The 22449-nt window shown below is 65.9% G+C and carries 24 protein-coding genes; 19 read left to right on the top strand and 5 right to left on the bottom strand.

The features are described 5' to 3' along the window. The first annotated feature begins 617 nt into the window (after positions 1 to 617). On the top strand, positions 618 to 2849 hold the full coding sequence (rho, locus tag ACFQB0_RS14965) for a transcription termination factor Rho (RefSeq protein WP_449280271.1): 2232 nt from the start codon (positions 618 to 620) through the stop codon (positions 2847 to 2849). 104 nt (positions 2850 to 2953) lie between these two features. Further along, positions 2954 to 4033 (top strand): peptide chain release factor 1, encoded by a 1080-nt coding sequence (gene prfA, locus ACFQB0_RS14960; protein WP_386733196.1) that lies wholly within the window; start codon positions 2954 to 2956, stop codon positions 4031 to 4033. A 225-nt stretch (positions 4034 to 4258) separates the two neighbouring features. Here prfA and epsC read toward each other — a convergent pair whose 3' ends face one another. Beyond that, positions 4259 to 4828, bottom strand: a complete 570-nt coding sequence (epsC, locus tag ACFQB0_RS14955; RefSeq protein WP_386733194.1) for a serine O-acetyltransferase EpsC — start codon at positions 4826 to 4828, stop codon at positions 4259 to 4261. 3 nt (positions 4829 to 4831) lie between these two features. Next, positions 4832 to 5770, bottom strand: a complete 939-nt coding sequence (cysK, locus tag ACFQB0_RS14950) for a cysteine synthase A (protein WP_386733192.1) — start codon at positions 5768 to 5770, stop codon at positions 4832 to 4834. A gap of 98 nt (positions 5771 to 5868) precedes the next feature. Here cysK and prmC point away from each other — a divergent pair, with 98 nt between their 5' ends. Further along, positions 5869 to 6744 carry a peptide chain release factor N(5)-glutamine methyltransferase gene (gene prmC / locus ACFQB0_RS14945; protein WP_386733190.1) on the top strand — a complete coding sequence of 292 codons (876 nt, stop codon included), beginning with the start codon at positions 5869 to 5871 and terminating at the stop codon, positions 6742 to 6744. A 50-nt stretch (positions 6745 to 6794) separates the two neighbouring features. Here prmC and ACFQB0_RS14940 read toward each other — a convergent pair whose 3' ends face one another. Then, positions 6795 to 7430, bottom strand: a complete 636-nt coding sequence (locus ACFQB0_RS14940) for an HAD-IA family hydrolase (protein ID WP_386733188.1) — start codon at positions 7428 to 7430, stop codon at positions 6795 to 6797. Between the two features lie 41 nt (positions 7431 to 7471). Here ACFQB0_RS14940 and ACFQB0_RS14935 point away from each other — a divergent pair, with 41 nt between their 5' ends. From ACFQB0_RS14935 to ACFQB0_RS14875, 13 genes are all read left to right on the top strand, one after another. Further along, positions 7472 to 8173 (top strand): L-threonylcarbamoyladenylate synthase, encoded by a 702-nt coding sequence (locus ACFQB0_RS14935; protein WP_386733185.1) that lies wholly within the window; start codon positions 7472 to 7474, stop codon positions 8171 to 8173. A gap of 3 nt (positions 8174 to 8176) precedes the next feature. After that, positions 8177 to 9403, top strand: coding sequence for an MraY family glycosyltransferase (locus ACFQB0_RS14930; protein WP_386733183.1), 1227 nt, complete (start codon positions 8177 to 8179; stop codon positions 9401 to 9403). Then, on the top strand, positions 9400 to 9855 hold the full coding sequence (locus ACFQB0_RS14925; protein ID WP_386733181.1) for a hypothetical protein: 456 nt from the start codon (positions 9400 to 9402) through the stop codon (positions 9853 to 9855). Before ACFQB0_RS14930 ends, ACFQB0_RS14925 begins: the two co-directional genes overlap by 4 nt. 186 nt (positions 9856 to 10041) lie before the next feature. Next, positions 10042 to 10839 (top strand): F0F1 ATP synthase subunit A, encoded by a 798-nt coding sequence (gene atpB / locus ACFQB0_RS14920; RefSeq protein ID WP_386733179.1) that lies wholly within the window; start codon positions 10042 to 10044, stop codon positions 10837 to 10839. Positions 10840 to 10890: 51 nt separating this feature from the next. Beyond that, the gene (gene atpE / locus ACFQB0_RS14915; protein WP_386733177.1) at positions 10891 to 11127 is read left to right on the top strand and encodes an ATP synthase F0 subunit C; all 237 of its coding nucleotides are present in this window, start codon (positions 10891 to 10893) and stop codon (positions 11125 to 11127) included. A 27-nt stretch (positions 11128 to 11154) separates the two neighbouring features. Further along, the gene (locus ACFQB0_RS14910) at positions 11155 to 11712 is read left to right on the top strand and encodes a F0F1 ATP synthase subunit B (RefSeq protein WP_386733175.1); all 558 of its coding nucleotides are present in this window, start codon (positions 11155 to 11157) and stop codon (positions 11710 to 11712) included. 4 nt (positions 11713 to 11716) lie between these two features. Further along, a complete protein-coding gene (locus ACFQB0_RS14905) occupies positions 11717 to 12514 on the top strand; it encodes a F0F1 ATP synthase subunit delta (RefSeq protein ID WP_386733173.1) in 798 nt (265 codons plus the stop codon). 88 nt (positions 12515 to 12602) lie between these two features. Beyond that, positions 12603 to 14240, top strand: a complete 1638-nt coding sequence (gene atpA / locus ACFQB0_RS14900) for a F0F1 ATP synthase subunit alpha (protein WP_386733171.1) — start codon at positions 12603 to 12605, stop codon at positions 14238 to 14240. 45 nt (positions 14241 to 14285) lie between these two features. Then, on the top strand, positions 14286 to 15185 hold the full coding sequence (locus ACFQB0_RS14895) for a F0F1 ATP synthase subunit gamma (RefSeq protein ID WP_386733169.1): 900 nt from the start codon (positions 14286 to 14288) through the stop codon (positions 15183 to 15185). Positions 15186 to 15224: 39 nt separating this feature from the next. Beyond that, on the top strand, positions 15225 to 16688 hold the full coding sequence (gene atpD / locus ACFQB0_RS14890) for a F0F1 ATP synthase subunit beta (protein ID WP_386733167.1): 1464 nt from the start codon (positions 15225 to 15227) through the stop codon (positions 16686 to 16688). Positions 16689 to 16690: 2 nt separating this feature from the next. Continuing rightward, the gene (locus tag ACFQB0_RS14885; RefSeq protein WP_386733165.1) at positions 16691 to 16951 is read left to right on the top strand and encodes a F0F1 ATP synthase subunit epsilon; all 261 of its coding nucleotides are present in this window, start codon (positions 16691 to 16693) and stop codon (positions 16949 to 16951) included. A gap of 5 nt (positions 16952 to 16956) precedes the next feature. Next, entirely contained in the window at positions 16957 to 17535 is a 579-nt protein-coding gene (locus ACFQB0_RS14880; RefSeq protein WP_386733163.1) for an AAA family ATPase, read from the top strand. Then, positions 17536 to 18294, top strand: a complete 759-nt coding sequence (locus tag ACFQB0_RS14875; RefSeq protein ID WP_386733161.1) for a YaaA family protein — start codon at positions 17536 to 17538, stop codon at positions 18292 to 18294. A 27-nt stretch (positions 18295 to 18321) separates the two neighbouring features. Here ACFQB0_RS14875 and ACFQB0_RS14870 read toward each other — a convergent pair whose 3' ends face one another. Next, complete coding sequence (locus ACFQB0_RS14870) at positions 18322 to 18912, bottom strand: DNA-3-methyladenine glycosylase I (RefSeq protein ID WP_386733159.1); 591 nt, start codon at positions 18910 to 18912, stop codon at positions 18322 to 18324. Then, positions 18909 to 19469: a methylated-DNA--[protein]-cysteine S-methyltransferase gene (locus ACFQB0_RS14865; RefSeq protein ID WP_386733157.1), complete on the bottom strand. Its 561-nt coding sequence runs from the start codon at positions 19467 to 19469 to the stop codon at positions 18909 to 18911. The genes ACFQB0_RS14870 and ACFQB0_RS14865 overlap by 4 nt, the downstream gene beginning before the upstream one ends. 122 nt (positions 19470 to 19591) lie before the next feature. On the opposite strand from ACFQB0_RS14865, the gene ACFQB0_RS14860 reads away from it, so the two are divergent. The 3 genes from ACFQB0_RS14860 (at position 19592) to ACFQB0_RS14850 (ending at position 22401) form a co-directional block, all read left to right on the top strand. Further along, positions 19592 to 19729: a hypothetical protein gene (locus ACFQB0_RS14860; RefSeq protein ID WP_386733155.1), complete on the top strand. Its 138-nt coding sequence runs from the start codon at positions 19592 to 19594 to the stop codon at positions 19727 to 19729. Positions 19730 to 19944: 215 nt separating this feature from the next. After that, positions 19945 to 20910 carry an aldo/keto reductase gene (locus ACFQB0_RS14855; protein WP_386733153.1) on the top strand — a complete coding sequence of 322 codons (966 nt, stop codon included), beginning with the start codon at positions 19945 to 19947 and terminating at the stop codon, positions 20908 to 20910. 363 nt (positions 20911 to 21273) lie between these two features. Further along, on the top strand, positions 21274 to 22401 hold the full coding sequence (locus ACFQB0_RS14850; protein WP_386733151.1) for a DUF4192 domain-containing protein: 1128 nt from the start codon (positions 21274 to 21276) through the stop codon (positions 22399 to 22401). The last annotated feature ends 48 nt before the right edge of the window (positions 22402 to 22449 follow it).

Genomic DNA, 22449 nt, shown 5'->3' with positions numbered 1-22449 from the left:
CGACGCCTCGCTTTCGGCATCGAGTCGGGAGACACACCCGGGCTGTACTCGGTCGTCTCGACGAGGTCTGGCCGCGACTGCAGCTCGTGTGCGAGTCGACACCCACTCGTCGGCACGCCTGGGAACGCCCACCGCACCCGCGCTGGCGTTCTTTCGGTCCACGGATTCTCGGTCCACGGATTCTTGGTTCACGGATTCTCGGTCCACGGAGCGGAGGCCTTCGCACGCGCGGGAGGACCTTTTTCGTCATTGAGGCCTCTGCTCCGGCTGAATGCCTCCCTTTTATGGTGGTGGGGACTATGGTGACGGGGCGGGGTGGGAGTGAGAGACGGGGCGGGGCGGGAGTGAGAGACGCACCGAGCGGGCTGTCGGGCCGTCGGTATCTCGCTCGAGCCGCCGGTGTTCGAAGCACCCGGCGAAGGATGATAGGCTTTCAACGCACCCGGAAGACGATGCCCACAGGCGAATCCGAACCCGGTGCATTCCAGCAATCTACTGCTTTCGCTCGCGCCACCTGTTATCTGCGCGTCTCTCCTTTGATACCCGCAGCGCACAAGCCGTAGCGATCAGCTCTCCTGGCACAGCAAAGAATGACCAGGGGGAAGGACCCTTACCCAGTGACTGATGTCAACGTCCGCGCTTCCAGCGCGACATCCCGCACCGATCTCAACGCCCTTCGCGTCGCCGAGCTACAAGCTCTTGCCGCCGAGCTCGGCATCCCCGGTGCGGCAAAACTCCGAAAAGGCGAACTCGTCGAGGCGATCTCCGAGACCCGGGGCGGCGCAGCCGCCGTAACGGGAACTATCGAGGAGCCCGCCGGGCTCTCGTCGAACGCCACGACCGAGCCCGACACGACGACCGAGCGCGGCAGCGCCCGGGAGGCTGTCGTGGTCGAGACTCCCACTGCTGTCGTTGAGACCGAGGCGCTGACGAACGCAGTGCCGACCACCGCGGTGCCGACCACCGCGGTGCCGACCAACGCGGTGCCGACCAACGCGGTGCCGACCATCCGCAAGCGTGCCCCGCGTCGCGCGACCACCGAGAGCACCGCGGCCGCCGCGCATATCAACGTCGACGGCGGAACCGGGCTGGACAGCCTTGTCCCTGCGCTCGACGCCGTCGCGGCGAGCAAGGCCGACGCGCAGACCGACGCTGCGGTGCGTCACGGAGAGCAGCACGAGCGCGGCAACGGCCGCAACAGCCGTCGCAAGAACGTGAAGCTCGGCTCTGCGGAGGCCGCTCCCTCCGAGACGGCCGCCGAAGCCGCGGTGGAGGTCGCAACCTCAGAGGGCGACAATGCCGGGCAGACGGATGAGCCGCGTCAGGGCCGCAACCGCAACCGCAATCGCGGTGGCAGGCAGAATGCCGAGCAGTCCGGCGACGGCAACCGCCAGAACGACGGTGCGCGCCAGAACGACGGTGCGCGCCAGAACGACGGTGCGCGCCAGAACGACGACAACCGCCAGAGCAATCAGCGTGGCAACCAGAACCAGGGTGGCAATCAGGGCAACCGGGCCGAGAACCGCGGCGACGGGCCTCGTGACAGCAGCCGCGACGCAGACCGTCTCGACGCCGAGGGACGCGGCGGTCGCAACCGCTACCGCGACCGCAAGCGCCGCGGCGCGACCGGCGAGGAGTTCGAGCCGGAACTCACCGACGACGACGTGCTGATCCCCGTCGCGGGCATCCTCGACGTGCTCGACAACTACGCCTTCGTGCGTACGAGCGGCTATCTCCCTGGTCCGAGCGATGTCTACGTCTCGCTCGGTCAGGTGAAGAAGTACAACCTGCGCAAGGGCGACGCTGTCGTCGGCTCTATCCGTCAGCCGCGCGAGGGCGACGGCAACGGCCGGCAGAAATACAACGCAATCGTCAAGGTCGACTCGATCAACGGCCAGACCGTCGACGAGGCCGCGACTCGCGTCGACTTCCAGAAACTCACCCCACTCTACCCGCAGGAACGTCTGCGTCTCGAGACCGAGTCGACCAAGCTCACGCAGCGCATCATCGATCTCGTCGCCCCGATCGGCAAGGGTCAGCGCGGCCTCATCGTCGCACCGCCCAAGGCGGGCAAGACGATCGTGATGCAGCAGATCGCCAACGCCATCGCGGTCAACAATCCCGAGGTCCACCTCATGGTCGTGCTCGTCGACGAGCGCCCGGAAGAGGTCACTGACATGCAGCGCACGGTGAAGGGCGAGGTCATCGCCTCGACCTTCGACCGCCCCGCCGAGGATCACACGACGGTTGCCGAGCTCGCCATCGAGCGTGCCAAGCGCCTCGTCGAGCTCGGTCACGACGTCGTCGTGCTGCTGGACTCGATCACCCGCCTGGGACGCGCGTACAATCTGGCCGCTCCGGCGTCCGGCCGCATCCTCTCCGGCGGTGTCGACGCTTCGGCGCTCTACCCGCCGAAGCGTTTCTTCGGCGCCGCCCGCAACATTGAGAACGGTGGATCGCTCACCATCCTCGCCTCAGCGCTGGTCGAGACAGGGTCCAAGATGGATGAGGTGATCTTCGAGGAGTTCAAGGGCACCGGCAACATGGAACTGCGCCTCAGTCGTCAACTCGCCGACAAGCGCATCTTCCCGGCCGTCGACGTGAACGCCTCCGGAACCCGTCGTGAGGAGATGCTCATGTCGGCCGACGAGGTCAAGATCACTTGGAAGCTGCGCCGTGCACTCGCAGGACTCGAGCAGCAGCAGGCGCTCGAGGCCGTGCTGGGCCGCCTCAAAGAGACCCAGTCGAACGTCGAGTTCCTCATGCAGGTGCAGAAGACGATGCCCGTCGCCGGAACCAACGGTCACGGCACTGCTCACACGCACGGCCACGAGAACGATCACCGCTAGCTCCGTCACCGAACCCGTTTGGCTCCTGTCCCGCGCCTCGCGCTTTGGACGGGAGCCAGACGGGTTCGTGCGTTGCAGGAGAACAAGGAACTACGGAGGCAACCATGTTCGACTCAGTCCGGGTGCTGCTCGCCGAGCACGCCGATCTGCAGGAGCAACTCGCCGACCCGGCCGTGCACGCGGATGCCGCGCGAGCCAAGAAGATCAACCGACGGTACGCGGAGCTGAGCAAGATCGCGGCCGCGCACTCAGCCTGGTTGCAGCTCGGCGACGATCTCGTCGCGGCCCGTGAGCTGGCCAGGGAGGACGACGCCTTCGCGGAGGAGATTCCGCTGATTGAGGAGCAGTTGGCGACCGCGCAGGAGAAGCTACGCCGTCTGCTCATCCCACGCGACCCCGACGACGGCCGTGACGTGATCATGGAGATCAAGGGGGGCGAGGGTGGTGCCGAGAGCGCGCTCTTCGCGGCGGATCTGCTGCGCATGTACATCCACTACGCCGAGTCGAAGGGCTGGAAGACCGAGCTCCTTGAGCGCACCGAGAGCGATCTCGGCGGCTACAAGGATGTGCAACTCGCCATCAAGTCGAACGCGGCAGACCCTTCACAGGGCGTTTGGGCGCACCTCAAGTACGAGGGCGGCGTGCACCGCGTGCAGCGCGTTCCGGCGACAGAGTCACAGGGCCGTATCCACACCTCGACGACCGGTGTGCTCGTCTTTCCCGAGGTGGATGAGCCCGAGGAGGTCGAGATCAACCAGAACGACCTCAAGATCGACGTCTACCGTTCGAGTGGCCCCGGCGGTCAGTCCGTCAACACGACGGACTCCGCTGTGCGCATCACCCATCTGCCGACGGGCATCGTCGTGTCCATGCAGAACGAGAAGAGCCAGCTACAGAATCGCGAGGCGGCGATGCGCGTGCTGCGTGCTCGCATCCTCGCCCGCCAGCAAGAGGAGCAGGCCGCTCTCGACAGCGTCGCGCGCAAGAGCCAGATTCGCACGATGGACCGCTCTGAGCGTATCCGCACCTACAACTTCCCCGAGAATCGGATCGCCGACCACCGCACGGGTTACAAGGCGTACAACCTCGACGCCGTCATGAACGGCGCACTCGACCCGATCATCGACTCGGCCATCCAGGCTGACGAGGAGGCACGGCTCGCGGACCTCGGCGATCAGAGCTAGTCGACAGAGCTGGTCGTGCAGGGCTAGTTACGCAGAGCTGGTCGCGCAGGGCTAGTTACGCAGAGCTGGTCGTGCAGGGCTAGTGATGCAGAGCTGGTTGCGCAGCTAGTTGCGCAGAGCTGGTCGCGCCGGTCCGCCCGGAGTCGGACAGTCTTCCGCCGACGAGTCTGCCATCGATCGTTGACGACCCTCGGAGCTGGGTGGTTCTCGCATCGGCGTCGTGCGTCAGTCGTGCACCCCGCGCGCGGCATCTGTGGTCCCGGCGTCGATGGGTCGTACGGTCGCCGGAATCCCCAGCAGAAGAGAGCGCGGTGGGGCGTCCTTCGTGACGACGGCGTTCGCCCCGATCGTGCTCCACGCCCCGATCGTCACGTCTCCGAGCACTTTCGCCCCCGCTCCGACGGTGACGCCGTCCCCGAGGGTCGGATGCCGCTTCTGGCCCCGGTGGAATCCGTGGCGGCTCTTTCCGCCGAGCGTGACGCCGTGGTACAGCATGACGTCGTCGCCGAGCACCGCGGTCTCGCCGATGACGACGCCCATCCCGTGGTCGATGAACAGCCGGCGCCCGATCGTCGCGCCAGGGTGGATATCGATTCCGGTCAGGAAACGGGTGAACTGAGAGAGCAGACGCGCGGGCAGGCGGATGCCTCGGCGCCACAGCGCGTGTGCCAGCCGGTGTCCCCAGACGGCGTGCAGCCCGGAATAGGCGAGGAAGACCTCGGTGTTCCCACGCGCGGCCGGGTCGTGTGCGCGCGCGGTCGCGACATCCTCCCGGAGCGCCGAGAAGAATCCCATGGGCTAGTCGAGTAGATCTTCGTAGAGCACCGTGCTCACGTACCGCTCGCCGAAGTCCGGAACGATCACCACGATCGTCTTGCCTGCGTTCTCGGGACGCTTGGCGACCTCGACGGCTGCCCAGACGGCCGCGCCGGATGAGATCCCGCCGAGGATGCCCTCGTCGGACGCGAGCCGGCGGGCTGTCGCGATCGCGTCCGGTGTCGCCACATCGATCACCTCGTCATAGATGCTCGTGTCGAGCACCTCGGGCACGAAGTTCGCACCGATGCCCTGGATCTTGTGTCCGGCTGGCTGCCCTCCAGTGAGGATAGGGGAGTCGAGCGGCTCGACGGCCACGACCTGCACGCCCGGTTTGCGTTCCTTGAGCACCTGGCCGACGCCTGTGATGGTGCCGCCCGTGCCGATCCCCGCGACGAAGATGTCGACGGCCCCGTCGGTGTCGGCCCAGATCTCCTCGGCGGTCGTCTTGCGATGGATGGCCGGGTTGGCCTGGTTGGAGAACTGGCTGGCGAGGATCGCGCCCGGTGTCGCCGCCGCGATCTCCTCGGCTTTGGCGACAGCGCCGCGCATGCCCTCGCTTCCCGGGGTGAGCACGATCTGGGCGCCGTAGGCGCGCAGCAGCACGCGACGCTCCTTGCTCATGGTCTCCGGCATGGTGAGGATCACCGAATAGCCACGAGCCGCGCCGACGACGGCGAGTGCTATGCCGGTATTGCCGCTCGTGCCCTCGACGATGGTGCCGCCGGGCTGAAGGGCCCCCGACGCCTCGGCCGCCTCGATGATCGCGACGCCGATGCGGTCCTTGACGCTGGCGGCCGGATTGTAGAACTCGAGCTTTGCGAGCACGGTCGCCGGAGCGTCATTCGTCACACGGTTCAAACGGACGAGCGGAGTGTTGCCGACGGTGTCTGCGATGGTGGAGAATATTCGGGCTGCCATGGCTTGCGCCTTTCATGCTGAGACGGAGCTGGAATGGAGACGGAGACCCACCCAGCCTACTCAGCACAGCTGCATACGTTACATTCCCCTATGTGGATATGACGCAGAATGTCGAAGTCGTTCCGATGCGCGTCCTGCGTCAGCGTGCTGTCGATGCGCTGACGCGGGCCGGGGTCGTCGACCCCGAGGTCGACGCCGAGCTTCTGATCGGGCACGTCGCGGGATTGCGTCGTGGCGAGCTCCAGGCTCGGATCGTCATGGAGGCGACGATCCCCTCGGCGGACGCGGCGGCCGTCGACGCGCTCGTGCGACGTCGTGCGTCCCGTGAACCGCTGCAGCACATCACGGGGCGTGCGCCGTTCCGCTCTCTCGAACTCGCTGTCGGGCCGGGCGTCTTCGTGCCACGGCCGGAGACGGAGCAGGTGGCGCAAATCGCGATCGATGCGTTGCGTGCCATGGCCGATCCGGCCCCGATCGGCGTCGATCTCGGCACGGGCAGCGGCGCCATCGCCCTCGCATTGGCGAGCGAGGTGCCGCATGCCCGGGTCTTCGCGGTCGAGAACTCGCCAGAGGCCTTCGTTTGGACGACCCGCAACTTTCGGAAGGTCGGGACCGGCAACGCCACTCTCGTCTTCGCCGACCTCGCCGACGCCCTTCACGAACTCGACGGCAGTGTGAGCGTCGTCATCTCGAACCCTCCTTACATTCCGCTCGGCGCGACCCCGCGCGATCCAGAGGTGCGTCTCTTCGATCCGGAACACGCCCTCTACGGCGGGGAGGACGGTCTCGACGTCGTTCGTCTCGTCTCCCGCACCGCACTGCGCTTGCTTCGTGCGGGCGGCACGCTCGTGATCGAGCATGGAGAGCTGCAGGCCGCGAAGATCGCTGCTCTGCTCACGGCCGACGGCTGGCGTGCTCTCTCAGGCCACCGGGACCTCACCTCGCGTGACCGCGCGACCTCGGCCCTGCGCTGACCCGGCCCTGCCGACCCGGCACGGCTGTTCCGGAGGAAGTCGGGCCGCCGCTAGCGGGATCGCGCCGCGAACGCCTCGACGGCGTCGGCGAGCTCACCCGTGTTGTGCCCGTCGGATGTGCGCACCAGCTGGAAGGCGTGCATCCCCGCTTCCCGCGCGCCGCGCACATTGGCCGCCGAGTCGTCGATGAGGATCGCGTTCTCGGGCGCGACCCCGAACTTGCTCATCGCGCGGGTGTAGATCCGGAGTTCCGGCTTACGTGCGCCCAGCACGGCGGAGACCAGGTCGTTGCCGTCGAGGACCTCGAAGATGTCGGGGGCGAGCACGGCCAGTGAGTCCCTGAAGATGATCGGATTGTTCGACAGCAGTGACACCGTCGCGTGCTCCGCCGCCCGGCGAAGCACGGCGATGGCGCCCTCGATGGGACTCATTGCGGTAGCGCGCGCCTGCTGCCACTGCTCGAGCGTCAGTGCGACGCCGGTGACGATCTCGAACGCGGCGAGATATTCGTCGCTCGTGGTGTACTCGCCGGCCTCGGCCGCCGTCTCGTGCCCACCCTCCCACCAGGTCTTGGCAAGGTGGTACTGGCTCGAACCCGTCAACTCCGCCAGGCGAGGCAGCCGTTTGCGGAAGTCATAGGCGTAGAGCGTCTTGTCGCAATCGAAGAAGTACACGTCGGAGCTCACCGCCTCAGTATGTCAAGGCGGCTGCATTAGAATCGAGCCCAATGGCTCCACGCATCTACGACTGCTCGGTCGACACCGAACTCATGGCCGGGATGAGGCTGGCGCGCGCGGCGATCGGTCGGGGCGCGCTCGTCGTCATCCCCACCGACACCGTCTATGGCATCGCGGCCGACGCCTTCAACGCCGAAGCCGTGCAGCGCCTGCTCGATGCGAAGGGACGCGAGCGCACGTCTCCGCCTCCGGTCCTCATTCCGGGGATTCCGACCCTCGACGCCCTCGCAGCCGAGGTGCCGCAGGCGGTGCGCGACCTCGTCGCGGCGTTCTGGCCGGGCGGCCTCACCGTCATCCTGCATGCGCAGGCCTCTCTGAGCTGGGATCTCGGCGAGACCAGGGGCACGGTCGCCCTGCGGATGCCGCGCAACCCGGTGGCCCTCGAACTGTTGAGCGAGACCGGTCCGCTCGCGGTGTCATCCGCGAACCGCACCGGGGAGCCCGCAGCTCTCGATGCGCGGGGGGCCGAAGACATGCTCGGTGATAGTGCCGACGTGTATCTCGACGGCGGGAAGGCGGGTGCTGACTACGACGACGTCGGCGAGCGTCCAGGCGACTCCTCGTCGACCATCGTCGACGCCACCGATCTCGGCGAGCCAGGAGGCAGACTCCGCATCGTGCGTTCCGGCGTCGTCTCGCGAGAAGCCATCCGCTCCATCGTGGGCGAACTGCTCGCCGACGAAGCCGAGTAGGCAATGACCCTCTTCGTCGTTCTCGCCCTCGTCGCCGCCATCGTCACCTTCGGTCTCTCGATCGTCGTCTACGCCTTGAGCCATAGGTACAGGCTCTACCCCAAGATCCGCGAGCGCGACGTGCACACTCGGCCGACGCCACGACTCGGCGGCGTCGCGATGTTCATCGGCATCCTGGCCGCATTCGGGGTCGCCTACGTCGTGGCGTCGCAGTTCCCGCTGCTGCGCATCGTGTTCTACGATCCGGAACGGATTCTCGCGATCCTCGGCGCCGCCCTCCTCATCGTGCTCATCGGCGTCGCAGACGACATCTGGGACCTCGACTGGATGACCAAGCTCGCCGGCCAGTTCATCGCGGCCGGCCTCGTCGCCTGGAAGGGCGTGCAGATCTACTCGCTTCCGATCGGCGGCATCACCGTGGGATCGTCCTGGATGTCGGTTCTCATCACCGTCTTCGCGATCGTGCTCGTGATGAACGCGATCAACTTCATCGACGGCCTCGACGGGCTCGTCGCCGGGGTGGCGCTGATCGCGAACGGGGTCTTCTTCCTCTACACCTACTTGCTCGTGCAGCAGACGTCGCCGAGCAACTATTTCAACCTGGCCTCCCTCATCGCGGCGCTCATCGTGGGAGCCTGCCTCGGTTTCCTGCCGCTCAATTGGCATCCGGCGAAGCTCTTCATGGGCGACGCAGGCGCCCTGCTCGTCGGGCTGCTCATGGCGACGGCCGCGATCGCCGTGACGGGGCAGATCGATCCTGCGTCGCTCAGCCGTTCGCAGCTGCTGCCGGCGTTCATCCCGATCATCCTCCCGTTCGCCGTGCTGCTCATTCCTCTGCTCGACTTCGGGCTCGCGGTCGTTCGCCGTCTGCGCGCCGGCAAGTCGCCGTTCAGCGCCGATCGCAAGCATCTGCATCACCGTCTGCTCGACATGGGACATTCGCACCTGCACGCCGTGCTCATCTTCTACGGATGGACGGCGGTCGCCTCCTTCGGATGTCTGCTCTATTTCGTATTGCCCGCCTACTTCAGCGTTCCGGCGTGGTATGCGACGATCTTCCTGGTCTTCGGCCTGCTCGTCTGCACCCTGGTCACGCTCGCTCCGCTGGGTCGTCGCAAGGCGATGGAGGCGGCCAGCCAGTCCACCGAGGCCGATACCCCCGAGGCCGCGGAGTCCGCACTATTCGACCCTCTCGACGAGGCGTCGGAAATCGCCGAGGAGATCCCATGACCGGCCGCCAGAGCAGCAAGACCCCGAGCACGAGCCGTGTGCTGCGCACCACCCTGGGCTGGGGCGGGATCGTCGCCGCTGTGATCGCGGTGCTCGGCGCCGTCGTCGGAGGTCTTCTCGCCGGCTCGAACGGGGTCTGGAGCGCTCTGCTCGGAGCGGGGCTCGCGCTCCTGCTCATGGGCGTCACCGCTGTGACGATCATCGCGGCCAACCGCTATGCCAGCACGCCGGATCTCGTCGGCGTCTATTTCGGAATCGTCATGGGTGCCTGGCTGCTGAAGTTCGTGCTGTTCATCGTGCTCGTCCTGGCCCTGCGTAACCAGCCGTGGCTGCAGCCGACGATCCTCGCGGTATGCCTCATCGCGGGCGTTATCGGGTCGCTCGTGGTCGATGTGATCGTGTTCATCAAGGGCCGCGTGCCCTATGTCGGCGAGGCCGAGTTACGCAAATAGCATCGAAGATCGGTCAATGCACCCCTCGATTCGAGTCGCGACCGCAAGTCTTGCTAGAGTAAGCAGCGATTCCACAACTTCCCCTGTGCTTGGCGCGGGTTTCGTCTGGCATCACTTCCATCGTTCGTCGTCGCGAGAGCCGAGCTCCACGCCCCGAAACAGGAGATAGCGCTGCTAGCTACCGCTGTGAACCTGCTGGTCCCGTCCGCAACCGATGATGGTGGCTTCCACGGGCCCTCACTCGACGAGTTCTTCCCTCCGGCGATCCTGTTCGCCGGGACCCCGTTCGAGATCAACCGCATCATGCTCATCCGCATCGCGGTCCTCGCCCTCATCCTCCTGCTGTTCTGGCTCGGAACCCGCAAGATGTCGATCATCCCCGGTCGTGGGCAGAGCATCGTCGAGATGCTGCTCGAGTTCATTCGCAAGAACATCGCGGAAGACACGCTCGGCAAGAAGGACGGCACCCGATTCCTGCCGATCCTGACGGCGATGTTCATCACGATCGTCACGATGAACCTCACCGGCGTCATCCCCGGCGTCAACATCGCCGGGTCGGCGGTCATCGGCCTGCCGCTCGTGCTCGCGCTCATCTCGTATGTCGCGTTCATCTATGCGGGCATCAAGAAGCACCCCGGAGCCTTCTTCAAGAACTCGCTCTTCCCGTCCGGCGTTCCGTGGCCGCTCTACCTCGTGGTCACGCCGATCGAGTTGATCTCGACCTTCATCCTCCGGCCGATCACGCTCGCGCTCCGACTTCTCATGAACATGATCGCCGGGCACATGCTCCTCGTGCTCTGTTTCTCGGCGACGCAGTTCTTCCTGTTCTCGATGGGCGGCCTGTGGGGTCTGTTCAGCGTCGGGACATTCGCCTTCGGCTTCGCCTTCACGCTCTTCGAGCTCCTGGTCGCCGTACTCCAGGCCTATGTCTTCACCCTGCTCACTGCCGTCTACATCCAGCTCGCGCTGGTCGACGAGCACTAATACGAACGCGGCATCAGCCAAGTTCATCAACACGAAAGGAATCAACCAACAATGGATCCAGTATCAGTCCTCGCCGAGGTCAACGGCAGCATCGCCCCGATCGCCTTCGGTCTCGCAACCATCGGTTCCGCCATCGGTGTGGGCCTCGTCGTCGGCAAGACCATCGAGTCGGTCGCGCGTCAGCCCGAGCTGCAGGGTCGCCTGAGCGGTCTCATGTTCCTCGGCATCGCCTTCACCGAGGCGCTGGCGTTCATCGCGATCGCCGTCGCCTTCATCCCGTTCCCGTAAGACTTTCCAACCGAAACGGAGGCAGGGATGCACTCGATGCTCCTGCGCGCAGCTGAGACGGTCAACCCGTTCCTGCCCCAGCCCTACGACATCGTCTGGTCGGCTGTATGCTTCGCCATCATCTTGGTGTTCTTCTGGCTGAAGGTCCTGCCGAGGGTCAAGAAGCTGCTCGACGAGCGTGCCGAGGCCATCGAGGGGAACATCGCCAAGGCCGACGAGGCTCAGCGCAAGGCCGAAGCCGCTCTCGAGCAGTACACCGCCCAGCTCGCGGACGCCCGCGCCGAAGCCGGCGGCATCCGCGAGGCGGCTCGCGAGGACGGCAAGAAGATCGTCGCCGAGGCGAAAGAGGCCGCGGTCGTCGAAGCTGCCCGGGTCTCCGCCAACGCGCAGACGCAGATCGAGGCCGAACGCCAAGCGGCAGTCGTGTCGCTGCGCTCGGAGGTCGGCACGCTCGCGATCGACCTCGCCTCCGGTGTGATCGGTGAGAGCCTGTCCGACGATGCCAAGGCGAGCGCGATCGTCGACCGCTTCCTCGCAGACCTCGAGGCCTCCGAGAAGGCGCAGCCTTCGGCAGGGAAGAAGTAGTCGCATGGGATCAGCGACCAGAGAAGCGCTCGCCTCCGCGAGGAAAGCATTGACCGCCCTCGGAGGGGCTGTCGATCTGGCGACCGGTGAGGCGCTCTTCGCCGCCGGACGAACCATCGGATCGTCGTCGCAGCTTCTCGCCGCCCTCGCGGATCCCGGGGCGGACGCGGTTGCCAAGACTGCTCTCGTCGACGCCGTGTTCGCCCGATCGGTGACCCCCGTCGCGCTCGGGCTGCTCAAGGATGTCGCATCGACCCGCTGGTCGAGCCACGACGATGTGCTCGCCGGCATCGAGGACCTCGGCCTTCGCACCGTCGCCGCCTCTGCGCCAGCCGGGGTGTCGATCGAATCCGAGCTCTTCTCCTTCGGTGGCATCGTGTCGTCGAACGCCGAGCTCGAACTCGCGATCGGCAGCAAGCTCGGCAGCAACGCGGCCAAACTCGCCCTCGTCGACTCCCTGCTCGGTGGCAAAGCCTCCGCGCAGACGGTCTCGATCGTCGGCCACCTCGTTCAGCAGCCACGCGGCCGTCGCATCGGAGAGCTCCTGCGTCACGCTGCCGACGTCGTCGCCGACCAGGCCGGTTTCGCGATCGCTACGGTCACCTCGGCCGCGCCGATCGCTCCGGAGCAGCTCGAGCGTCTCGCCAGCGGACTTGCCGCCAGCTACGGCCGCGAGCTCCGCGTCAACCAGGTCGTCGACCCCGCCGTGATCGGCGGGCTCCGTGTTCAGATCGGAGACGATGTGATCGACGGCAGCATTGCAACTCGAATCAACGATTTGAGACTTCAGCTTGCCGGCTGACCTCGTGTCGGCCGGATCGTAACAACCTCGGCGCCGTAAGGCCTCGAAAAGACAGAACCTGTACACCCCGTGCAGAAAAGGGAAGATGATGGCAGAACTCACAATCAGTCCCGATGAGATCCGCGACGCTCTCAAGGACTTCGTCAAGGCCTACGAGCCCGGCGCGGCTGGCGCGACCGAGGTTGGTCGGGTGACGGACGCCGGTGACGGCATCGCTCACGTCGAGGGACTCCCGGGCGTCATGGCCAACGAGCTCATTCGGTTCGCCGATGGCACCCTGGGCCTCGCCCAGAACCTCGACGAGGATCAGATCGGTGTCGTCGTGCTCGGTGAGTTCGCCGGTGTCGAAGAGGGCATGGAGGTCACCCGCACGGGTGAGGTGCTCTCCGTCCCCGTCGGCGACGGCTACCTCGGCCGCGTCGTCGACCCCCTCGGCAACCCCATCGACGGCCTCGGCGAGATCGCTTCGGAGGGCCGCCGCGCCCTCGAGCTCCAGGCGCCCGGCGTCATGCAGCGCAAGTCGGTGCACGAGCCGCTGCAGACCGGCATCAAGGCCATCGACGCGATGATCCCCATCGGCCGCGGCCAGCGCCAGCTCATCATCGGCGACCGCCAGACCGGCAAGACCGCTATCGCGATCGACACCATCATCAACCAGAAGGCCAACTGGGAGTCGGGTGACGTCAACAAGCAGGTTCGCTGCATCTATGTCGCCATCGGCCAGAAGGGCTCGACCATCGCCTCGGTCAAGGGTGCGCTCGAAGACGCCGGAGCCATGGAGTACACCACGATCGTGGCCGCTCCCGCTTCTGACCCCGCCGGCTTCAAATACCTTGCCCCCTACACCGGATCGGCCATCGGACAGCACTGGATGTATGGCGGCAAGCACGTGCTCATCATCTTCGACGATCTGTCGAAGCAGGCCGAGGCCTACCGTGCGGTCTCGCTGCTGCTGCGTCGTCCGCCGGGACGAGAGGCGTATCCCGGTGACGTCTTCTACCTGCACTCGCGTCTGCTCGAGCGTTGCGCGAAGCTCTCCGACGAGCTCGGCGCCGGATCCATGACGGGACTGCCGATCATCGAGACCAAGGCCAACGACGTCTCAGCGTATATTCCCACCAACGTGATCTCGATCACTGACGGCCAGATCTTCCTCCAGTCCGACCTCTTCAACGCCAACCAGCGTCCGGCGGTCGACGTGGGCATCTCTGTCTCGCGAGTCGGTGGCGACGCCCAAGTCAAATCCATCAAGAAGGTCTCGGGAACGCTCAAGCTCGAGCTCGCCCAGTACCGCTCGCTCGAGGCGTTCGCCATGTTCGCCTCCGACCTCGACGCGGCCAGCCGTCGCCAGCTTGCCCGTGGCGCCCGCCTCACCGAGCTGCTCAAGCAGCCGCAGTACTCGCCGTATCCGGTCGAGGACCAGGTCGTCTCGATCTGGGCGGGAACGAACGGCAAGCTCGATGAGGTGCCTGTCGAGGACATCCTGCGTTTCGAGCGCGAACTTCTCGACTACCTGGGCCGCAACACCGAGGTGCTCTCGACGCTACGCGACACCAATGTGCTCTCGGATGAGACGGTTGCGAGCCTCGAGGCCGAGGTGGACAAGTTCAAGCTCGAGTTCCAGACGGGCGAGGGCAAGCCGCTCGCGTCGGTGGGCAAGGAGCAGTTCGAGGCCATCGCCGAGGAAGACGTCAACCAGGAGAAGATCGTCAAGGCCCGCCGCTGAGGCGCCTCGACCATCCGCTGACCGAACAAGAACCACAGGAGAGACATGGGAGCGCAACTTCGGGTCTACCGGCAGAAGATCAAGTCTGCCCAGACGACCAAGAAGATCACTCGTGCCATGGAGCTGATCTCCGCGTCGCGCATCCAGAAGGCGCAGGCGCGGGTCGCAGCATCCACGCCGTACTCGCGTGCCATCACGCGCGCCGTCTCGGCCGTCGCCACCTATTCGAACGTGGACCACGTGCTCACGACCGAGCCTGAGAAGATCGAGCGGGCCGCGATCCTGATCTTCTCCTCGGACCGTGGACTTGCCGGCGCATTCAACTCTCAGGTCCTGCGTGAGGCCGAGCAGCTCGCCGAGCTGCTGCGCAGCCAGGGCAAGGACGTCGTCTACTTCCTGGTCGGGCGCAAGGCCGCAGCCTACTTCTCGTTCCGTCGCCGTGCCTCGGAGCGGGTATGGACGGGAGGAACGGATGCCCCGGAGTTCGAGACTGCGAAGGAGATCGGGGACGCGCTGCTCGAGGCCTTCCTCCGTAACGCGGAGGACGGCGGGGTCGACGAGATCCATATCGTCTACAACCGTTTCGTCAGCATGATCAGCCAGGTTCCCGAAGTGGTCCGGCTGCTTCCCCTCGAGGTCGTCGATGGCGTCGAGGAGCTTGGCGACAAGACGATCCTGCCGCTCTACGAGTTCGAGCCGGATGTCGAGACGGTGCTCGACGCACTTCTGCCCGTCTACATCGAGAGCCGGATCTTCAACGCCATGCTGCAGTCCGCGGCGTCCAAGCACGCGGCGACTCAGAAGGCGATGAAGTCGGCGAGCGACAACGCCGACAAGCTCATCACTGACTACACGCGCCTCGCAAACAACGCGCGCCAGTCCGAGATCACCCAACAGATTTCCGAGATCGTCGGCGGCGCCGACGCCTTGGCGTCTGCCAAGTGATCCCCAACTTCACGAAGCAAGCCCAGAAGAGAGAGAACAATGACTGACACTGCAACCGCGCCAGTCCAGGCTGAGAGCGCTGCGGGCGCTGTCGGCCGGATCGCCCGCGTGACCGGCCCCGTCGTCGACATCGAGTTTCCCCACGACTCGATCCCCCCGATCTACAACGCGCTGCAGACCACGATCACCCTCGGCGGTTCGTCGACCGTGCTGACGCTCGAGGTCGCCCAGCATCTCGGCGACGACGTCGTGCGTGCGATCGCTCTCAAGCCAACCGACGGCCTGGTTCGCGGCCAGGGGGTGACCGACACCGGCGCGCCGATCTCGGTGCCTGTCGGAGACGTCACCAAGGGCAAGGTCTTCAACGTCATCGGCGAGGTGCTCAACGGCGAGCCGGGCGAGACGCTCGAGATCACCGAGCGCTGGCCGATCCACCGCAAGCCTCCGGCGTTCGATCAGCTCGAGTCGAAGACGCAGCTGTTCGAGACCGGCATCAAGGTCATCGACCTCCTGACCCCGTACGTGCAGGGTGGAAAGATCGGGCTCTTCGGCGGTGCCGGTGTCGGCAAGACCGTTCTGATCCAGGAGATGATCCAGCGTGTCGCGCAGGATCACGGTGGTGTCTCGGTGTTCGCCGGTGTCGGCGAGCGCACCCGTGAGGGCAACGACCTCATCCACGAGATGGAGGAGGCGGGCGTCTTCGACAAGACCGCGCTCGTGTTCGGCCAGATGGACGAGCCGCCGGGAACGCGTCTGCGCGTCGCCCTCTCCGCGCTCACGATGGCTGAGTACTTCCGCGACGTGCAGAAGCAGGACGTGCTGCTCTTCATCGACAACATCTTCCGCTTCACACAGGCCGGTTCCGAGGTCTCGACTCTACTCGGCCGCATGCCCTCCGCTGTGGGCTATCAGCCGAACCTCGCCGACGAGATGGGGATCCTGCAGGAACGCATCACCTCGACGCGCGGTCACTCCATCACCTCGCTGCAGGCGATCTACGTGCCGGCCGACGACTACACCGACCCGGCCCCGGCAACGACGTTCGCCCACCTGGACGCCACGACCGAGTTGTCCCGCGAGATCGCGTCGAAGGGCCTGTACCCGGCCGTCGACCCGCTGACCTCGACCTCGCGTATCCTCGACCCTCGTTACCTGGGTGAGGACCACTACCGTGTGGCCACAACGGTCAAGCAGATCCTGCAGAAGAACAAGGAACTCCAGGAGATCATCGCCATCCTCGGTGTCGACGAGCTCTCTGAGGAAGACAAGATCACGGTGTCGCGCGCCCGCCGCATCCAGCAGTTCCTCTCACAGAACACCTACATGGCCAAGAAGTTCACCGGTGTCGAAGGCTCGACAGTTCCGCTCAAGGACACCATCGAGTCGTTCGACGCGATCGCCAAGGGCGAGTTCGACCACGTGGCAGAGCAGGCCTTCTTCAACGTCGGATCGATCTCCGATGTCGAAGAGAAGTGGGCTCAGATCCAGAAGGAGAACGGCTAGCCATGACGCAGCTGTTGGTCAGCGTCGTCTCGGCCGATCAGGAGGTCTGGTCGGGTGAGGCGACGATGCTCGTCGCTCGCACCGTCGAAGGCGAGATCGGCATTCTGCCAGGTCACGAACCGCTCCTGGCGATTCTCGCCAGGGGCGAGGTGCGCGTAACCCTTCCCGGCGGCGAGAAGATCACCGCGAACGCCGATGACGGCTTCCTGTCCGTCGAGAACAATATCGTCCAAGTGGTCGCTCGCAGGGCCGGATTGGTCTAGCGCTTGTGGCTGGCCCGGGGGTGCAGGTCGTCGAACGACAGTTCGGCGATCTCAGTGTGCCCAAGCTCATCGTCTTCGCTGGTCTGCCCGGATCGGGCAAGAGCACGATCGGCGAGATCATCGGCGCCCGTCTCGGTGCGACCGTCGTCTCGGTCGACCCGATCGAGTCGGCCATTCTCAGCGCCGGGATCGACTCCGACCAGCCCACCGGCCTCGCAGCCTATCTCGTGGCCGAGAATATCGCGGAACGCGAGCTGGTCTCCGGTCGCTCCGTGATCGTCGACGCCGTCAACGCCGTCGAACCCGCCAGGATGCAATGGCGCGAGCTCGCCGTGCGCGCCGGCGTGATGTTGCGTGTCGTGGAGGTCGTGTGCTCCGACGAGGAGGTGCACAAGGCCCGGCTCGAGAGGCGTGTTCGCAACCTGCCGCACTTCGAAGAGCTCACCTGGCGCGCGGTCGAGCAGAGCCTCGACGGATACGAGCCATGGACGGGGCCGAGTTCCTCGATGCCGCGCGTGACGATCGACAGCGTCGAGTCGCTCGGCTCCAACGTCGATTCCGTGCTCTCCTTCATCGGAGGCTAGATGCTCGTCATCCTCCCGCCATCCGAGGCGAAACGGGACGGCGGCGATGGCGCACCGCTCGACGTGTCCGGCCTCGCCTTTCCCGCGTTGTCGCCACGTCGTCGTACGCTCGTCCGCGCGGTGCGAGCGCTCGCCCGGGACACGGAGGCCGCGATGGCCGCGCTCAGGCTTGGACCGAAGCAACACGGTGAGGTGGCCCGTAATCGCGCGCTCACGACGTCCCCGACGATGCCAGCCCTCGACCGCTACGCGGGCGTCATCTTCGATGCGCTGGACGCCGCGTCGCTTCCAGAGGAAGCCCGCTCCTTCGCCCACGAGCACCTCGTGGTGCACTCGGCGCTGCTCGGTCCGGTCGCGGCTCTCGACGACGTTCCCGCCTATCGGATGTCGCACGACTCACGATTGCCTGAGTTGTCGCTCAAACGGCACTGGGGCGACACGATCAGCCGGCAGCTCGCCCGTGTTCCCGGGCTCATCGTCGACATGAGGTCAGAGGGCTATGCGGCGCTCGGCCCCGCACCAGTGCGTCCTGGCTCAGTGTATCTGCGGGTACTGACAGAGGGCCTGGATGGGCGGCAGCGCGCGCTCAACCACTTCAACAAGAAGGCGAAGGGGGAGCTCGTCCGGGCACTGTTGCTGCACGGGCGCGACCTCGCCTCGGTCGACGACCTCGTTGCCTGGGCGTCGGCCGCGGGGTTCCGGGTCCAGCCTCACCGCAAGGGGGCGGAAGGCGCGGCGGAGATCGCCCTCATCGTGTGATCAGACGGATCGCTCCGAGCCGGTCGTTCACCGTTCCCCGTCTGGTCGCCCGGCTCGATGGCACCCCGCGAGATGGTCGTCCACCATGCCTGCCGACTGCATGAGGGCGTACATCGTGGTCGGACCGACGAATCTGTATCCTCGGGCACGGAGCGCCGTGCTCAACGCTGTCGACTCCGACGTCACAGCGGGGATCTCGCTGAACTCGCGTGGCTGTGGCCGTGCCGGGTCGTTCGGTGCGAAGCCCCACATGAGTTCGGTCAGGCTCTCGCCGAGTTCACGGGTTACGCGGGCGTTCGAGATGGTGGCCTGGATCTTGCCCCGATGACGGACGATGCGGGGGTTTCCGAGCAGTGTCTCGACGTCCGCCTCGGACATCGCAGCGACTGCGTCGACATCGAACCCGCGGAATGCCTCGCGGAATGCGGGCCTCTTGCGCAAGATCGTGATCCAGGAGAGTCCGGCCTGGAAGCCTTCGAGACAGAGCTTCTCGAACAGTCGTTGGTCGTCGCGCAGCGGGTGCCCCCACTCCTCATCGTGGTAACGCCGGTATTCGGCATCGTCGCCGACCCAGGCGCAACGGGCGAGTCCGTCGTCGCCGACGATGAGAGCGGTCACTGTGGGAACTCGAGGAGCGGAGTGCTTCCCGAAGCGCTCGTGAGCCGTGCTGACTCACGAGCGCCCCGATGCTGGATGCCCTCGTGATCGAGCAGCCACACTTTGGTGGGGATGCCGTTCCCGCCGCTGTAGCCGGTAAGACGTTTGTCGCCGGCGAGCACCCGATGGCAGCCGATGATGATGGGGAGCGGATTGGCGCCGACGGCGCCGCCGATCGCGCGCGCGGATCCGGGCTTGCCTATCCCGAGGCCGAGTTCGCCGTAGGAGATGTACTCGCCCCAGCCGAGTTCGCCGAGGCGCGCCCAGACATCGCGTTGGAAGGCCGTTCCCTCTGGTTTCAGTGGCAGATCGAAGTCGCGCCGCGTTCCCGCGAAGTACTCTGAGAGCTGGCGGACCGCCTCCTCGAGCACGGGGACGGGATGCTGAGGCTGTTCCTCGAGCGGGAGACGGCCCTCGCGGGCGATGGACAGCGACGTGATGTGCTCGCCGTCGCTCGTGAGTTCGAGTGGCCCGATCGGGCTCTCGGTGCGGATCAGGTAAGCTGCGTTGCTGGTCATGACTTGACTGTAGCCCGAGTCACCGACACGTACTCGCGGAAATCGGACATTGGTGCATCGGGCGAGCACGAGGCGTCCTGTGGGGGAGGAGCGTCTCCGGTGGAGATCCGTAGACTCGGAGCATGGCGGACTGGAACGAGATCGCGGACGGAGTCTTCCACGCGCGCTACGAGCCGCTGGAGGTCGACTTCTCGATCGCCTGCAGCTTCTGGAGTCTTCCACGCGCGCTAGGAGCCGTTGGAGCGGCCTCGACGGTGTGACCCGGTGCTGTCGAGTCTTCCGCGCGCGTCTTCCGCGCGCTACGAGCCGCTCGACGTCTCGATCGTCTTGGTGCGCGGTTCGACGACGGGCCTGTAGCTCCAGATCCTCGAATCCACGGTCATCCGGGGCTATGTCCTTCTGGCGCGGGCGGAACCCTGCGGTCGATAGTCGCTCTGGATGCTTCGTCGCGGAGGCTCGCCATAAGCTGGGTGCCATGGCCCAGATCGAATACCGCACTCTCGGCAACTCTGGACTCGTCGTCTCCACCATTGGGCTCGGTTGCAACAACTTCGGTCGCGAAGGAACTGCGACGCAGGGGCAGGACGGGACATCGGCCGTCATCGACGCCGCGATCGACGCAGGCGTGACGTTCTTCGACACCGCAGACATCTACGGCGCGGAACGAGGTCTGAGCGAGACGCTCATGGGGAACGCTCTCGTGGGCAAACGCGACAGGATCGTTCTCGCGAGCAAATTCGGCATGGACATGGGTGGGGCGAACGGGCCCGACTGGGGTGCCCGTGGTTCGCGCCGTTACATCCGTCTTGCCGTCGAAGCCAGCCTGCGTCGCCTGCAGACCGACTGGATCGACCTGTATCAGCTGCATCACCCCGACCACTACACCCCGATCGAGGAGACGCTTGCAACGCTCGACGATCTCATCTCCGAGGGCAAGATCCGTTACATCGGCCATTCGAATCTGAGGGGGTGGCAGATCGCGGAAGCGGAGTTCACGGCCCGCTTAGGCGGCCATCCTGCGTTCGTCTCCGCGCAGAACGAGTACAGCCTGCTCGTGCGCGAGGCCGAACGGGAGGTGCTCCCGGCCGTCAACCGGTACGGTCTCGGCTTTCTGCCGTTCTTCCCGCTCTACAACGGGCTCCTCACGGGCAAGTTCAGCCGTGCCGGCGGGCCGGCCGACAGCCGGATCATGAGGATCCGCCGCCACCTCGTCGACGACGCCCCGTGGGACGTGATCGAGCGCTACCAGGCATTCTGCGACGAACGCGGGGTGACGATGCTCGCGGCGACGTTCGCGTGGCTGCTGGCGCAGCCGGGGCTCACGAGCGTCATCGCCGGCGCGACCAAGCCGGAGCAGATCCTGCAGAACGCGGACGCCGCAACGAACTGGCGGGCGAGCGTGGTCGACCTCGCCGAGATCTCGGAGGTCTTCACGCCGTGACACCCGGGTCTCGGACCGTCCGAGGCCCGGGTGTTGTTGCCGCCCAACCCGTGCCGTTCTTGCCGTCCTCACCGGAAGGGAGGACTTCGCGCGGAAGGGAGGCCCATCCCTTAAGAATCGACCTCCGTTTCGCGCGAAGGCCTCCTCTCCGGTAAGCCAGGTGGGTCCAGCCGGTATTGCTGCGGCGTCGCGGTAACGTGGCGTCGCGGCGGAACCGTTCTGCATAGCTTGGTCGGGTCTGCATAGTTTGGTCGGGTCTGCATAGCTCGGTCGTGTGTTCCACACAGGCGGTCGCGGTCGGCGGTTCTCCACAGATTTGCGGATGCCGGTAGCCGTCGTCGTCTGGCTCGGCAGACTCGTAGCATGCAGACGATCATCAAGGCGGAACAAGCCAGCGACTTCCTCGCGCTCGTACCCCACCTGGCCGGATTCCGGCCGCGCAACAGCATCGTTCTCGTCGCTTTCCGGGGCAAGCGAACCTGCGGGGCGATGCGGTTCGACCTGCCGGAGCCGAACTCGACGAAGGTGCTCAAGCGCATCGCCACCACGCTCATCGGTATGCTCTGCAAGATCCCCGGTGTCGATGCGGTCGTCCCGGTCGCGTACACCGATGAGCGTTTCGGCAGCGACGTGATTCCCTATGCCGACTTCGTCGACCTGCTCATCTGGCGAGCCGAGCAGTCAGGATTCCTGGTCCGCGACGCACTGTGCGTCGCCGCGGATGGCTGGGGGTCGTATCTGGACCCCGTCTGCCCACGCGGAGGGCACCCGCTCGATGATATCGCCGCCTCCCCGGTGAACGACGCGATCCCGAGCGGTCGGCGGCGCGGAGCGGAGGATCAAACGGGAACGATAGCATGGCCCATCGCCGATTCGGCGATGAGGCAGCGAGTCGGGCGTGCGCTCAAGCGCTACCAGCAGATCGTTGACGACCCGGATGCGCTCGCGATGCTCAGCGACGAACTACCTGAAGTCATCGGTATCCCCGCACTCGCCGAGGCGGCACTCGCCTGGGATCCCCCGTCGATCACCGCTGACGACGCGGCTCGCCTGTTGTTCTGCCTGCAGAGGCCTCCCTTGCGTGACGCCGTTCTACTGCAGTGGGCCTTCGGCCTCGCCGTGGGCGAGCGTGCGCTCGCCGACAACATCCGGTTTATCGGAGGAGACGAGAGTGCGGCAGCGGAGGCCGGGTCGTTGCTGTGGGGCGAAGGTCCTCGGCCAGACCCCGGTCGTATCGAGGACGCCCACGTCCTGCTGCTCGAACTCGTCGTGCGGGCCCCGAAATCGGCGAGGCTCGCTCCGCTGTGCATGCTCGCCTGGCTGAATTGGGCTCTCGGCCGCAGTTCCCGTGCCGGGGTCTTCATCGACCAGGCATTCGCGATCGAGCCCGGGTACGGTCTCGCAGGAGTACTCCACGCAATGGTGCACGGCGGGCGTCTGCCCGAGTGGGCGTTCGATGTGCCGTTCTTCGACGAGAAGGCGGGATCGTGAGCCCTGAGGTCATGCACGCCCCTACGATCCTCGCGCGAGGCGAAATCT

Source organism: Luethyella okanaganae, from assembly GCF_042660285.1.
In the GTDB taxonomy this organism is placed as follows: Bacteria; Actinomycetota; Actinomycetes; order Actinomycetales; family Microbacteriaceae; genus Luethyella; species Luethyella okanaganae.
This window is presented reverse-complemented; position numbering and strand designations above follow the sequence as displayed.